This is a genomic window from Kluyvera sp. CHPC 1.2972 (assembly GCF_036759925.1).
GTDB lineage: Bacteria > Pseudomonadota > Gammaproteobacteria > Enterobacterales > Enterobacteriaceae > Kluyvera.
The window spans coordinates 37,925-51,746 of sequence record NZ_JAPKIB010000012.1; the positions used below are offsets into that span (position 1 = coordinate 37,925).

Annotated in this window: 12 protein-coding genes and 3 pseudogenes; 3 read left to right on the forward strand and 12 right to left on the reverse strand. The window is 53.8% G+C overall.

What is annotated here, in order from left to right:
- Positions 1–23: 23 nt before the first annotated feature.
- The 3 genes from V6944_RS17125 to cfa all read right to left on the reverse strand — a co-directional run bounded on the left by V6944_RS17125 (position 24) and on the right by cfa (position 2,941).
- Positions 24–1,298, reverse strand: coding sequence for a type II toxin-antitoxin system HipA family toxin (locus V6944_RS17125; RefSeq protein WP_333499819.1), 1,275 nt, complete (start codon positions 1,296–1,298; stop codon positions 24–26).
- Entirely contained in the window at positions 1,291–1,605 is a 315-nt protein-coding gene (locus tag V6944_RS17130) for a helix-turn-helix domain-containing protein (protein WP_185669095.1), read from the reverse strand. Before V6944_RS17130 ends, V6944_RS17125 begins: the two co-directional genes overlap by 8 nt.
- Positions 1,606–1,786: 181 nt before the next feature.
- Positions 1,787–2,941, reverse strand: coding sequence for a cyclopropane fatty acyl phospholipid synthase (gene cfa, locus V6944_RS17135; RefSeq protein ID WP_333499820.1), 1,155 nt, complete (start codon positions 2,939–2,941; stop codon positions 1,787–1,789).
- Positions 2,942–3,047: 106 nt separating this feature from the next.
- On the opposite strand from cfa, the gene V6944_RS17140 reads away from it, so the two are divergent.
- The gene (locus V6944_RS17140; protein ID WP_333499821.1) at positions 3,048–3,854 is read left to right on the forward strand and encodes a helix-turn-helix domain-containing protein; all 807 of its coding nucleotides are present in this window, start codon (positions 3,048–3,050) and stop codon (positions 3,852–3,854) included.
- Here the strand turns inward: V6944_RS17140 and V6944_RS17145 are convergent.
- A complete protein-coding gene (locus tag V6944_RS17145) occupies positions 3,851–4,201 on the reverse strand; it encodes a PerC family transcriptional regulator (RefSeq protein ID WP_333499822.1) in 351 nt (116 codons plus the stop codon). The genes V6944_RS17140 and V6944_RS17145 overlap by 4 nt on opposite strands.
- Positions 4,202–4,461: 260 nt before the next feature.
- Between V6944_RS17145 and V6944_RS17150 the strand changes: the two are divergent.
- Both V6944_RS17150 and V6944_RS17155 read left to right on the forward strand, forming a co-directional pair.
- Positions 4,462–5,076 (forward strand): annotated as a pseudogene (locus V6944_RS17150) (MBL fold metallo-hydrolase); the annotation flags it as partial.
- Positions 5,076–5,999: pseudogene (locus tag V6944_RS17155) on the forward strand (GlxA family transcriptional regulator); the annotation flags it as partial. The pseudogenes V6944_RS17150 and V6944_RS17155, both read left to right, overlap by 1 nt.
- 256 nt (positions 6,000–6,255) lie before the next feature.
- On the opposite strand, the pseudogene V6944_RS17160 reads toward V6944_RS17155, so the two are convergent.
- From V6944_RS17160 to sad, 8 genes and pseudogenes are all read right to left on the reverse strand, one after another.
- Positions 6,256–6,369: pseudogene (locus V6944_RS17160) on the reverse strand (GNAT family N-acetyltransferase); the annotation flags it as partial.
- 88 nt (positions 6,370–6,457) lie between these two features.
- Entirely contained in the window at positions 6,458–7,372 is a 915-nt protein-coding gene (locus V6944_RS17165) for a bestrophin family protein (protein ID WP_333499899.1), read from the reverse strand.
- Positions 7,373–7,659: 287 nt separating this feature from the next.
- Positions 7,660–9,111 carry a tagaturonate reductase gene (locus V6944_RS17170; RefSeq protein WP_333499823.1) on the reverse strand — a complete coding sequence of 484 codons (1,452 nt, stop codon included), beginning with the start codon at positions 9,109–9,111 and terminating at the stop codon, positions 7,660–7,662.
- A 114-nt stretch (positions 9,112–9,225) separates the two neighbouring features.
- Positions 9,226–9,753 carry a GNAT family N-acetyltransferase gene (locus tag V6944_RS17175; protein ID WP_333499824.1) on the reverse strand — a complete coding sequence of 176 codons (528 nt, stop codon included), beginning with the start codon at positions 9,751–9,753 and terminating at the stop codon, positions 9,226–9,228.
- Positions 9,754–9,840: 87 nt separating this feature from the next.
- Positions 9,841–10,833, reverse strand: coding sequence for a sensor domain-containing diguanylate cyclase (locus tag V6944_RS17180; RefSeq protein ID WP_333499825.1), 993 nt, complete (start codon positions 10,831–10,833; stop codon positions 9,841–9,843).
- Between the two features lie 165 nt (positions 10,834–10,998).
- A complete protein-coding gene (locus V6944_RS17185; RefSeq protein WP_333499826.1) occupies positions 10,999–11,364 on the reverse strand; it encodes a DUF4186 domain-containing protein in 366 nt (121 codons plus the stop codon).
- Positions 11,364–12,290: a glutaminase B gene (gene glsB / locus V6944_RS17190; protein ID WP_185669028.1), complete on the reverse strand. Its 927-nt coding sequence runs from the start codon at positions 12,288–12,290 to the stop codon at positions 11,364–11,366. The genes V6944_RS17185 and glsB overlap by 1 nt, the downstream gene beginning before the upstream one ends.
- Positions 12,291–12,360: 70 nt before the next feature.
- Positions 12,361–13,746, reverse strand: coding sequence for a succinate-semialdehyde dehydrogenase (gene sad / locus V6944_RS17195; protein ID WP_333499827.1), 1,386 nt, complete (start codon positions 13,744–13,746; stop codon positions 12,361–12,363).
- Between the last annotated feature and the right edge of the window lie 76 nt (positions 13,747–13,822).

Here is a 13,822-nt window from a genome sequence, read left to right on the forward strand (position 1 = left end):
CGAGGAAATTGCTGGGCGGATGGTCAGAGTGGCTTTTTTAATCGACTGATATTATCGCGAATCTGCCGCTGAATCTGACCTAGCGTCTCTTCGGTAATCCTGCCTGGATATAGCGACCTTGCGGTTTCGGCAAACACATTACCCACCGCGCTAAACGTCTCTATTTTTTCGTCAATCTGTGCCAGCGTAAGCTCGGCTTCCTGTTCACCCAGCGCCACCATATGCTGGCGTTCAATATCCAACGCTTCCCCCATCACGTCCATCTGATGATAACCACCCGGCCCATCGTTGTAGGTGACGTCAAAAGCGGGAGCCAGCGACCATTGGCCGTTTGCTGCCATCAGATAAGCGAAATTCTTTGGATGATCGTCGCGGTTATTAAAGATGACGTTAAACAGCACGCGTTCAAAGGCACGGGCCTTCTCCCGGACATCATTGGTGCACAGATGAGTGGCACGCAGGAAGTTCACGTAGTCCAGCGACCCAGCAACCTGATAGTTTGCGCCGGTAAAGGCGGCAAGACTTTGCATCGGCACGCGCATACCATCCTGGCGGTCGAAGCGCTTACTGGCAAAAGCGGCCTGCCCGTCTGGCAGCGCGAAATAGGCGGTGTCCGGTGCGGCGATACCGCATTGACGAAGGCACTCGCCGTAGACCGCTTCAATGGCGCACACTTCAGGGTGCTCTTGCTGAGCCGGGAATTTCACCAGCCAGCTTTCAAGCCCAGGTTCGGCGACCGTCGTGAACTGCCCCGTTTGCGGGTGACGATACAGCAACACCTTCGGCCTTGCCCCCTGAGGCGAGCCACCCATTTGCAGCAGCTTTTGCAGAAACTGGCCACCTTCACCGCTCAGCACCGCCTGCACTTCCTGTGCCAGCTGCGCAAGCGGCACGTTATCTTTCTTCGCCAGCGGGTCGTCTGCCTGTAGAGGGTGAAAGGTCATCGCCCCCATTGCGGCGTTGCCAATATAGGTCAGACGTTCCAGCGGCCCAATGCGCGCAGCGTTGAGTCCTCGACGTTTGAACAGGCGATCCATCAGCAGCATCCCCCAACCGTCGGGTAGTGCATCATAAACCGGACCCGGCAGGCCAAGCTGGTGGGCAGGGAAATCCCGCCGCAAGCGCGGGCCATTAAGCGGTAGCGTCAGGCGGGCTAGCTCCAACCCTTTACGTACGGCTTCTTCGCTGTATTCAAAGGCAATCATTGGCCGCCCGGTCAGCGCAGTTGAGGAAACCAGCCGCCCCCATAACCAACGCTCTCCCCAACCTTCGTAGTAAATATCGACCTGACTAGGCATCGTCGTGCTTCCTCTTTACCCGGTGGCGCGTAGCGCTTTTTTCATAGCGCAGGATATCGTCCAGGCTCTCAATCTTTGGCTTAAACAACGTTTCCAGTTCGCCAGCGAACCCCAGTACCATCGCCACCCTGACCAGGCTATCAAAGTTGACGTTACGCCCTGCTTCCAGGTTAGAGACCGTGTTAACCCCGACACCGGCTCGCGCCGCGAGGTCAGCCTGGGTCATTTGCTGTGAAAGCCGCTCCTGGCGCAGTCGGCCGCAGAGCAGTTTGACAATTTCTGCTGGTTTACTAAGTGATAAATCCATAATGGTGTGGCTTATCCATAATAATTGGGGTTAATCCACAATATTATAGAATTAAGCAGCAAGAATAGAAAGAATAGATAAAACACAAAACATGGGAATTAACGCGCGGGTAGTGAGATAAGAAACACTAAAATGGAATTAACTCAGAAGCACGCCGCCAGAAGGCGACGTGCCAGAGCCATTAGCGATAAACGTACATGCCGCCTTCGGCACCGCGACTGAATAACACCTGCCAGAGTTCGATATCGCGGGCGCGGAACGCCCCGGCGCAGGCGCAAAGATAGTAATTAAACATGCGGCGGAAGCGCGGCGTATAGTTGGACGACAGTCCAGACCATGCCTGGTTAAAACGCTGGTGCCATGCCATCAGGGTTTTGTCGTAGTCGCTGCCAAAGTTATGCCAGTCTTCCATTATCAGACGTGACTCACTGACGCTGGCAATCTGACGAATCGACGGCAGACAGCCGTTCGGGAAGATGTATTTGTTGATCCACGGGTCGACGCTGAGCCCTGTCTGATTACTGCCAATGGTGTGCAGTAAAAACAGCCCGTTAGGTTTAAGGCAGCGATCAACGACGCTAAAGTAGGTATCGTAGTTTTTCGGTCCGACGTGCTCAAACATCCCTACCGACACTATCCGGTCGTAGCCGGTGTTAAGGTCACGATAGTCCTGCAGCAGAATGTTCACATCCAGCCCTTCACAGCGTTGCTGCGCCAGCTTTTGCTGCTCGCGGGAAATGGTGACACCGTCCACGCTAACGCCATAATTCTGCGCCGCGTAGGCCGCCAGCCCACCCCAACCGCAGCCAATATCCAGCAGACGCATCCCGGGCTTAAGCTGCAGTTTTTCACAAATCATTTTCAGCTTGGCGTTTTGCGCCTCTTCCAGCGACTGTGCGTTACGCCAGTAGCCGCAGGAGTACTGCATGTGCGGGTCAAGCATCAGCGCGAAGAGATCGTTGCCAATATCATAGTGCTCTTTGCCGACAATCCATGAACGGTTGCGGGACTGGAGATTAAACAGACGCGCGCTGACCACGCGTAAAATATCCCTCAGGTTGCCGGGAACCTGTTTATCCAGTTTTGCTTTCAGGATTTTGCAGAACAGAATATCCAGCCGTTCGCAGTCCCACCACCCTTCCATATAGCTTTCGCCTAACCCCAGCGAACCCTGCTGAAATACACGCTTAAAAAAATCAGCATGATGAACCTGAATATCCCATGGCCGGGCACCATTGATTTTAATATCGGCCTGACTGAGCAGGTCATTCCCCATCCGCGACCAATTATCGTTCAATTCATCAATGCTAATTACGTCTGAGCAAACCGTGGCCATGTTTCTTATCCATAAATGAGTCAATGTGATGTGCAGAAGATTATTATGGATAAGCCGATGGTATGTATTATGATGTGAGGACAATATTTATCGAACAGAAGCCATTATGATGGACGATAGCACGCCTTTCACGCTCCAGCAGGCTAACCGGTGGTTTTCATCGCAAGATGACTCAATGAAAGAGCTACCGCAATCGGTCTATTTTCGCTCGTATGTGCTGGAAGCGAACAACCATGTCGCCGAACATAGCCACGCGTTTGCCCAGTTTCATTTTGCGCGCAAAGGCAGTATGCGTATTGATGTTGCCGGCAAATGCTGGGTTATTCCCGCGCATTACGGTATTTGGATCCCACATGACACCGTGCATGCGGTATGGGCACTGGATGATGTGCATCTGGAAAACCTGGACATTGACCCCGATTTCTTACCCGCGCCCATCAACGACTGTAAAGTGGTCGCCATCAGCGATTTTGTACGTGAATTTATCCATTACGCCACCACGACCACACCAGAACGCTATGATATTGCAGGTAAAGAAGGACAATTAGTCAGCGTGCTGCTGGATGTGATTTTGCAGTTGCCAGAAGTGGAGTTAATGCTGCCGTGGCCGCACGACGCGGCGCTGATCAACGTCTGCCGAACGATTCAGGCGTCGCCAAGCCTTGAACATGCAATGGAGGATTGGGCCCACCATCTCGGCATGTCGGCCCGCACCTTTTCTCGTCATTTTAAAAAAGAGACCGGCATGCCCTTTAGCGCATGGAAACAGAAAATGCGTATTCTGGAGTCGGTCATTCATCTGAAGAAAAATAAGAACGTAACGGCCGTTGCGCTGGAGGTGGGGTATTCCAGCACCGCCGCCTTTAGCTACGCTTTTCGCCAGGCATTCGGCGTTCCACCTTCCAGCTATTAATGGATAGTCTTATTTCTGGGATTATATTTGTAGATAAACGCGATGGAGCGTCCGGTCAGATGCTGAATCTCTTTAATGCTATGACCCTGTGCTAACAGTTGCTGAATCTTGATTTTGTCGCGTTCTACATTCTGCTTTCGGCTATCCTGTGCGGGCGCAACCGCCGGAGTATTCATCTGCAGTTGCAGATGGCAGGCGCTTATTTTGTCCCACGCCAGACGACATTGCTCCTTCGAGGCATCAAAATGCGTCGATATTTCCTGCCAGATACGCAAAGCGCGGCGATAAAACCCCTTAGATTCATTGCATTGAGCAAGCATGATGAGAGCGTTGACTTCTGCGGTCATAATCAAAAACCCACGAGTGAATGAGTGGAACGCTGATGCGCTATGGCTTAACTTATTTGTATGATAAATACAATTTCACCACCCTGTCTACGCCTTTGCCGTCCAGATTTCATACTCATTTTTCATGATAACTATGCCCGGATGGCATTATTGCGCGTCAAGTTGGCCCAATCACATCGAAAGTTGGCTTTTAGCCAGCGGCGTGGGAATATCGCAGCACGCATACTGTGATCATCAAAACGGTACACGAGGATGCCACAATGAACATTACCCAGATTCGCAACGCCACCCAGTTGATTACCTATGCCGGAAAACGCTTTTTAATCGACCCAATGCTGGCGCCAAAAGGCGCTTATCCCGGCTTCCCCGGCACGGCGCGCACAGAGGTGCGTAACCCAATGGTTGACCTGCCGTGTCGACTTGATGAACTGCTGGATGTCGATGCGATTATCGTCACGCATACCCACCCGGACCACTGGGATGAGACGGCGGCGAAAGTCATTCCTAAATCAATGCTTATCTATGTGCAGAACGCCAGCGACGAAGCGCTGCTCCGATCGCAGGGGTTTACCCAGCTACAGCAGCTGTCGGCAACCAGTCATTTTGGCGACATCGCGCTGATAAAAACCGACGGGCAGCACGGCTCCGATGAAGCCTATGCCATTCCAGAACTGGCTGAACGACTGGGTGAAGCCTGTGGCGTCGTTTTCCAGCATCCAACGGAGAAAACGCTCTACCTGATCGGTGACTCCATCTGGATTGATGGCGTGGCGGATAACCTGCGTCATTACCAGCCAGGCGTCGTGATTATGAACACCGGCTGGGCGCACGTGCTGGGCTTCGGGCCTATTATCTTTGGTCAGGAAGATGTGCTGAAAGCGTAAGTGAAACGCCGCGCTTCACCCGCTATATTTGCGCCGAAACGCCGGGGTTGGTGTGGTCTAAGGAAGGCACCGCCGTACAGGCCGACAGCGATTTTTCGACGCTTGCCGAATGCGATATCGTGATTGTGCCTTTCTGGCGGCATGTAGATGAAAAACCATCACCAGCGCTGCTGGAGGCGCTGATTCGAGCCCACCAAAACGGCGCAACTCTGGTGGGATTGTGCCTCGGCACGTTTGCTCTGGCCTACGCCGGTCTGCTGGATAATCGCCGTGCCGTCACGCACTGGGAGTTTGAGAAAGCATTTGAGCGCCTGTTTCCCCGTGCCCAACTTGATGTCAACGTCCTTTATACCGATGACGACGGTATCATCACCTCTGCCGGTACCGCCGCGGCGTTGGACTGCTGTCTGTATGTTATTCGCCAGCGTTTTGGCGCGCGCGTCGCTAACCAGATTGCTCGCCGAATGGTGACTCCGCCCCACCGCGAAGGTGGTCAGGCGCAATACATTGAGCAAGTCGTGCCGCATCGTACCGGTGATACGCGGATTAACCAGTTGCTGGCGTATCTGCAGGACAATCTCCAGCAGCCGCATCAAATTGATGCGCTCGCAGAGCGAGTTGCCATGAGCCGCCGAACCCTGACCCGTCATTTTCAGAAGGAGACCGGGATGACGATTGGTGAATGGATAACCACAGAACGTTTACGCCGCAGCCAAACGCTGCTGGAGAGCAGCGCGCTTTCAATTGAACAGGTGGCGGAACAGTCCGGATTTCAATCATCCATCACTTTCCGGCAGATTTTTCGCGAGAAATTGGGCGTTAGTCCAGTGGAATGGCGCAAAACCTTTCAGGGAATGATAAACGAGGGTCAACAAAATGTTATCCACAGAAACGGTGCACAACCTTGTGGGTAATTAGCCGAAAAGCCGTTGATTATTTGGAGATTCATCCTCTGCTCAAGGGCGCAGCAGTGGCCTGCGCCCGAACAGGAGCCTGTCGGCCTACCAGTTGAAGGCGCGAACCAGTGATAAGTCCCAGGCGGTTGCGAAGAGCGAAATGAACACAATAATGTTCACGGCAGTTTCGATTCTTTTTTCCATTTTGATTCTCCTTATGTCGGTGCAACCATTAAACATGGAAAACCTTAATGATTTATTCTGCTCGTTTAGCTTAAAGCGTAACAGAATAACGTACGAAATCATCGGCTGCGACAAACTCATCATAAAGCTTACGAGCCAGATTATGAATACGCGTATGCCAGTAGAAGCGTGACCATCCCTGCTCTTTCGCCTCGTTTAGCACAAATTGCTGCTGTAGAAACCGTTGTACCCTTCCTATCGTCTTTCTGTACAGCGCGTCACCGCCCCCTCTCTTAACTCAGCTGATAGTACTTATCGACGGTTATCCGGGCGGGTATCTGCGACTCATCGTTCATCTGCAGTAAATCTATCTCGATAGCATTACAGATAGCGTCCAGCGGTAAGTCATTATTTTCCATACCGAAGGGTTCTTCAAGCTCTTCTGCCAGGGTATCCAGTGAGATAAAGGTGTACGAAATCAGCACCGAAATAAACGGCGTCATGTAGTGCAGGTCAACGACCAGCGCGAATGGCAACATGATGCAGAACAGGTAGACGGTGCGGTGCAAAATCAGCGAATAGGCAAACGGTACCGGTGTATTGGCAATCCGCTCGCAACCGGCCAGTACAATAGACATGTCGTTCAGACGAATATTCAGGCTGTGGAACAAAATATCGGAAAGCGCCCCGGTGCGGCGGCGCTCTGCGAGCCAATCGCCCATGATAAGCAGAATACGGTTTGCCGGTGACTGCGCAGTTAATACTTGAGCCAGATGTGCCTCAGAGAGATATTTTGCCAGCACCGCGCGCGTCGGTTGGCGGCGTAACGTCAGGCGCAGACAGTGTGCAAAAGCAATCTGTAGGCGGACAAACTCCCCTACATGCGGATCATCATGCAGCGTATTTTTCACTTCGCGTAGCAGCGAGCGTGAGGCAATCATCAACTGGCCCCAGAGCTGGCGTGCCTCAACGTAACGGGCATAGCAGGCGTTATTGCGAAAACCGAGAAATATCGCGATGGCGACCCCCAGAATGCTGAACGGGGCGACGGTGAGCTTAAAGCCTAACGAGGAGTACCACGGCAGGATGAGGATCACCACTATCGAGAGCAGAAAGTTGAGCAGTAAGCGGGAGTAGATTTTCGGCAGTACGGAACCATGCCAGACGAAGATGCGTGCCAGCCAGTGCTGGTGTGGACGAACGATCATGAGTTTTTCAATCAGGTTAATAAGTTGTGTATTAAACGTGATCTTGGTCATGTATTCAAGCGGTACTGATGGTGAGATGGTATGCTTACAGGCCCCATTTTGTGTTGTTTAGCGTTGTTGGCACGGGGTTCAGGTGTGGATATATAAAAGAAAATAAATGTATGTTGTAACTAATTAAGTGATTGAGTGAAAGTTCGGTGCGCTCCCGGAGGCGGCTTCGCCTTGTCCGGGCTACATTTGTAAAAAACCCGGCCGGAGCCGGGTTCGATGCGTGCCTGGGGTCAAAATTAGCAGAGCGGCTGTACCGCTTTACGCATGCCCTGAGCCAGAATAGCGTCGAGGTCTGCGGAAACCTGTTCGACCAATCCATCAACTTGTGTAAGATCTTGTTCCCAGTGCTCGCTCACCGACAGTACTGCTTTCACCAGATCGGTGGTGCTAATCTGCTGGTCGCGATGCTGAGCCCACAGCTGCTGGTAGCGGTCAATCCAGTGTGCGTCGTCCTGAACCGGATACGCTTCGCCGTTACGTTCTGCGCGGTAGAAGGCAATCAGTGCAGCCAGCGCAAAGGTCAGACGCGCTGGCAGTTTACCGCTCGCCTTCTGCCCTGCCAGCAGCTGCGGCAGGATGCGGGTGCGGAACTTGGTCATGCCGTTCAGCGCAATGGAGAGCAGTTGGTGTTTGATGTACGGGTTACGGAAACGGCCGGTCACCGCGCTGGCGAAGGATTCCAGCTCGTCTTTTGGCAGGTCCAGTACTGGGATGATCTCTTCATAGATAGCTTCCTCAACGAACGCGCAAATTTCAGCATCGTTCATCGCTTCACCAACGGTATCAATCCCTGCCTGGAATGCCACCGGAACCAGCGCCGTGTGCGCGCCGTTCAGGATAGCGACTTTACGCTCTTTATACGGTTTGATGTCGTCAACGATCAGCACGTTCAGTGCCAGTTTGTCCAGACGCAGTTCGCTGGCCAGTGATTTAGGCCCCTGGATAACAAACAGGTAGAAGTGCTCTGCGGTATCGAGGAAACCATCTTTGTAGCCCAGTTCCGCTTCCAGTTTAGCCGCTTCGTCACGCGGGTAGCCGGTCACAATACGGTCCACCAGCGTGGAGCAGAAGGCGTTAGATTCATTCAGCCAGGTCATGAACTCAGCCGGCAGCGCCCATTCCTGAGCGTAACGAACCACCAGCTCGTGCAACGCTTCACCGTTGTAGTCGATCAGTTCACAAGGAATGATCACCCAGCCTTTATCCGCTGCACCGTTGAAGTGAGTGAAGCGTTCGAACAGCAGACGCGTCAGCTTAGCCGGGTAGCTTACCGCTGGCGCATCATCAAATTTGTCACCCGCGTGGTAGCTGATACCCGCTTCGGTGGTGTTGGAGAACACGAAGCGCATGTCCGGGTTGTGAGCCAGTTTCAGATATTCAGCGTAGTCGGCATAGGCGCTGATTTCACGGTTCACTGAGCGGATCAGGCGTGCGTCACTGACGGCTTCGCCCTTCTCATTCAGACCACGAATAATCGTGGTATACAGGCCATCCTGAGTGCTCAGGGACGGCGGGAAATCGCTCGCGATAGGACGAACGATCACCACACCAGAATTCAGGTCGGTATGTTCGTTCAGCAGGTCGATCTGCCAGTCAACAAAAGCACGCAGGAAGTTGCCTTCACCGAACTGGATAATGCGTTCAGGATAGTGGGCACCGGGGAAATCATGGCGGTTCAGTGTTTTCACAATGGGTTCCTTTCTGGATTAGTCATACAACCTGCTCAATTGGTCTAATAACTTATCAGATTTTCCGCTTATGAAACCCTGTTTTGATCAAAAGTAAGAGAATAAATAGTGAATCTATAAAAATTTGTAAAATAAGGAGGTTGCCGTCAGTTCACCATCCGGCATATAGGCATAGCGCGGCAGTTCACCCGCCTTCTGCCAGCCGCAGCGTGCATAGAAGGTCTCCGCCCCGCTGCCGGTAGCGGTATCCAGCACCAACACGCTTTTCTGCGCATCAACGGCAATCTCTTCCAGACGCTGCATCAGCGCGCGAGCAATACCGCCGCGGCGCGCGTTTTCATGCACCAACAGCTTCGAAACATCAGCGCGATGAGGCTGGTTCTCCGGCTGGTCGATAACTAATTGCACCGTCCCGACAATTTTCTCGTCGACATCTTTCGCCACCAGCACCACTCGCTCGTCACGGGCAACGCTCGCCGCCGTTTTCTGCCAGAACGTCCGCGCCTTTTCAACGTTAAAAGGCAGCATAAAACTCACCGAGGCACCGCCGTTCACGCAGTTGCTAAGCACATCGGACAGCGGTTCGAGGTGGGCAAGAATGTCAGCTTCAGAAAAGGTATGCAGAGTAAAAGGCGCGGTCATATTTATTCTCCTTGTTAGTGTGCTACACACTATCACGCTAACAATTTGATAACACAACAACCTTAATCATTGGATTTTCTTATGCCGCTAATGGGCGAAGATCTGATTTTTTCCGCGACGTTTCGCTTCGTAGAGAGCGCTATCCGCCGCCTGCAGCCAGTCGGAAACTTCATGCATGTCCGGTAAGGCATCGGCAATACCAATACTCAGGGTCAGCGTCTGATGATGATCCGGCCGGTCCGTCACCACCGCCGTGGCATCCATAATCCGCTGCGCAATGCCGCGCCCCTCTTCCAGCGTGGTATCCGGAAGCAGGATCACAAACTCATCTCCGCCAAGCCTGGCCGGGGTATCGCTACCACGCGTCGCCATCTGCAATATCTGCGAGACGGTTTTCAGCATCACATCGCCCACCTTATGCCCGTGACGATCGTTTATCTCTTTGAAGTTATCGAGGTCAATAAACATCAGCAGCGAATGGCCATAGTTCTGCTTAAGCCGGACAAGCTCCCAGGCGATACGTTGCTCGAGCAGACGACGGTTAGCGATATCAAGCAGCGGGTCCAGCATCGCGATACGTTCCAGCTCCTGGCTTTTCAGCCGTAGCTTCACCGCAATACTGTCGGTTAACAGGCTCAAGGCCAGCACGTAGAGGGAAATCAGCGGCAGCGTCGCCAACATGGTCTGCTGCGTCACCTCGCCATAAAACGGCATGCCGGTCAGCACCCAGGTTCCGGCAAAAACGGCGAGCATCATCGCCGCTGCTTTACGCATCAATGGGATCCCCCCGGCAGAGAGACGATCCGCCAACAGGATCGTGGCAATTGTCACCGAAGGCAGCGGGTTTAATGCCATTAAGGCAATCCAGAATCCCCCAGCCCCGGCATCAAACAGCAGGTTCTGAAACTCAGCATCGCGGGGGATAGGCGCACGGACGGCGCGCAGATAGGCCACCGTGGGCCAGATAAACGCATTACACGCCAGCAGCAGTTCAAAGTAGACCGGCTGATGACGCTCAATAAGCACGGAGACAATCGGCAGGAAACAAAGAAAGGTACCGAGCATCCGCATCAGATACATTCGTCTGACAAACCGGGTTCCCGTCACCCCTTTACTCGTAATTAGTTTGTCAAATCCGCTCATAACACAATTTATTCCGATACGTCGCCCGCCCTATCATATTGGACGCCCGAAGTCACATCAACCTATCAAAAACGATAGCTTTTCAGAATAAACTGATCGGTGTTAGCCGGCTGGCCGGTTCATCTGCAGCACCAACCAGTGATGGATAACACGGACAACATAGCGTTGTTGCTCGTCGCTCAGCGCTTGCCCCTGAGGAATGTGATGCCACTTCTCCAGGCAGCCGCGACAGCATGTCGCCGTAGCGTGCTGAGCGATAAATACCGGATGCCCTCGCATCGGCGTCTGCTTACCGTCATTCTTCGGCCACGCCGGAGCCAGCCTGCCCGCAACAAAGTCGGCCGCATGCTGGTCAATCGTCGGCGCACCTTTGTCATAACAGTACTGCCGTTCTTTTGCGCCCAAATGAAAGCGGCTGCGAAACGGCGAGCGTTGCAGTCGCACAAACAGGCTTTCTAACGCGTCCATCAGTAAACCGAGCGTCCTATTTGTTGAGTCAGTTTTTCCAGCACGGCGACACCCGCCAGCGAGTTCCCCGTCTCATCCAGTTCCGGGCTCCAGACGGCGATCGCCATCTCGTGCGGCACAATCGCCACCACGCCGCCGCCAACGCCAGATTTCGCCGGCAGCCCCACGCGCCAGGCAAACTCTCCGGCGTTCTGATACATGCCACTGGTCGCCATCAGCGCATTCACCTGACGCGCTTGCATCGGGGAGATAACCGGCGTATCGAGGTGGATTGCCTTCCCCTGATTGGCCAGGAACAGGAAGGTGTGGGCCAGTTCAATGCAGTTCATCTCCAGCGCACAGTAGTGGAAATAGTTCTGCAGCACCGTCGTGACATCGTGATGGAAGTTGCCGAAGGATTTCATCAGCCAGGCAATTGCGGCATTACGCGCCGAATGTTCAAACTCGGAACGCGCCACCTGCGCATCGTAACCAATACTGGAGACGCCGCTGAGCTTACGCACAATTTCGAGCATTCGCTGACGCGGGGCGCTGAGTCGCCCCTGCAGCATATCGCAGACCACCAGCGCACCGGCGTTAATAAACGGGTTGCGCGGAATGCCCTGCTCGATTTCAAGCTGCAAAAGGGAGTTGAAGGGTTGGCCGGAAGGATCTTTCCCGACGCGAGACCAGATCTCCTCAGCCTGATAGTGATTCATCGCCACCACCAGACTCAGGACTTTCGAAATTGACTGGATGGAGAAACGTTCAGTCGCATCGCCCGCGCTATAGTGCTGCCCGTCGACGGTGCTGATAGCAATCCCCAGTTTATTGCCGCTGACGCAGGCCAGTGCCGGAATATAATCCGCCACCTTCCCCTGCCCAATCAGCGGCCTGACATCATCAAGTATGGATGTCAGCATGGCATTATTGATAACCGTAGCCACTTACACTCCTTGCCCACAGGCTATTTTCGGCCTGGGAGTATAGCAGAGCCTAATGGCTACGTCGTTTGGGTTAGTGACGATCTTTCCACACCGTCTGCACATTACAGAACTCGCGCAAACCAAAGTGCGACAGCTCACGACCAAAGCCACTTTTCTTCACACCACCGAAAGCGACACGGGCATCGCTGGCGCTATAGCCATTGATAAACACCCCGCCACACTCCAGCTCATCCGCAAAGCGCTGGGCCTCAGCCGTATCGCTGGTAAAGACGGTCGCCGACAGGCCAAACTCGCTATCGTTTGCCAGCGCCAGCGCATGGTCAGCGTCACGGGCTACGGTAATCGCCGCCACCGGGCCAAACATCTCCTGACGGAAGGCGGTCATGGTTGGCGCCACGTTCGCCAGTACGGTCGCCGGGTAGTAGTTACCCTCGCTACTCAGCAGTTCGCCGCCAAGCAACAGCGATGCCCCCTCATTGACGGTTGCCATCACCTGGTTATGCAGTTCATCGCGCAGGTCAAAACGCGCCATCGGCCCCAGATAGTTCTCTTCGTCAGTCGGCTCACCCATTTTGAGCGCCGCCGCTGCCGCAACAAACTTCTCGGTAAACTGTTCGGCAATACCCGCTTCGACGATAAAGCGTTTCGCCGCCGCGCAAACCTGTCCGGTATTCTGATAACGACCAATCACCGCCGCCTGAACCGCCATCTCAATATCGGCATCGTTGAGTACGATAAACGGATCGGAACCGCCCAGCTCCAGCACGCATTTTTTCAGCGCCGCACCGGCCTGAGCACCAATCGCTTTACCTGCACGCACGCTACCGGTCACGGTAACTGCCGCAATGCGCGGGTCGTTGATCATCTGCGTCACGCCGTCATTAGTGGCGTTAACCCAGCTAAACACGCCCGCCGGAACGCCAGCCTGCGCCACAATATCGCCAATCAGCGCCGCACTGCCCATCACGTTAGGCGCATGCTTCAGGATATAGCTATTCCCCGCGAGTAAAATCGGCACCGCACCGCGCAGCACCTGCCACAGCGGGAAGTTCCACGGCATAATCGCCAACACCGGGCCAAGCGGACGGTATTCAATCACGGCCTGGTTGTTTTCAACCTGAGTCGATTCGGTGGCCAGCATCGCCGGGCCGTGTTCAGCATACCAGTCGCACAGGTGGGCAGATTTCGCCACTTCGCCACGCGCCTGTTTAATCGGTTTGCCCATTTCACGGGTGATGCATTGCGCCATCTCTTCACCACGCTCACGCAGAACGCGACCAATTGCGCGCAGCGCGTCAGCGCGTTGCTCAATTGCCGTCTTACGCCATTGACGAAACGCGGTATCCGCCAGCGTAATGGCGATATCCACTTCCGGACCGGTTGCCCACGGCAGCGAAGCGATGGTTTCGCCATTAGCCGGGTTAATAGAGACAGCGTGCGTTGCAGGTGAAGTCATCTTATTTCTCTCTCAATCAATTGCGTAGTGATGACAGTTTCGCCTATCCTGCCATTTATGAAAAATGAATAATATT

Coding starts and splice junctions, on each gene's coding strand:
- V6944_RS17165 (WP_333499899.1), bottom strand. CDS start 7,372: ATGATCGTTCGTCCACACCAGCACTGGCTGGCACGCATCTTCGTCTGG.
- V6944_RS17130 (WP_185669095.1), bottom strand. CDS start 1,605: ATGGATTTATCACTTAGTAAACCAGCAGAAATTGTCAAACTGCTCTGC.
- V6944_RS17125 (WP_333499819.1), bottom strand. CDS start 1,298: ATGCCTAGTCAGGTCGATATTTACTACGAAGGTTGGGGAGAGCGTTGG.
- V6944_RS17145 (WP_333499822.1), bottom strand. CDS start 4,201: ATGACCGCAGAAGTCAACGCTCTCATCATGCTTGCTCAATGCAATGAA.
- V6944_RS17180 (WP_333499825.1), bottom strand. CDS start 10,833: ATGTATCTGATGCGGATGCTCGGTACCTTTCTTTGTTTCCTGCCGATT.
- V6944_RS17175 (WP_333499824.1), bottom strand. CDS start 9,753: ATGACCGCGCCTTTTACTCTGCATACCTTTTCTGAAGCTGACATTCTT.
- V6944_RS17185 (WP_333499826.1), bottom strand. CDS start 11,364: ATGGACGCGTTAGAAAGCCTGTTTGTGCGACTGCAACGCTCGCCGTTT.
- V6944_RS17140 (WP_333499821.1), top strand. CDS start 3,048: ATGATGGACGATAGCACGCCTTTCACGCTCCAGCAGGCTAACCGGTGG.
- cfa (WP_333499820.1), bottom strand. CDS start 2,941: ATGGCCACGGTTTGCTCAGACGTAATTAGCATTGATGAATTGAACGAT.
- sad (WP_333499827.1), bottom strand. CDS start 13,746: ATGACTTCACCTGCAACGCACGCTGTCTCTATTAACCCGGCTAATGGC.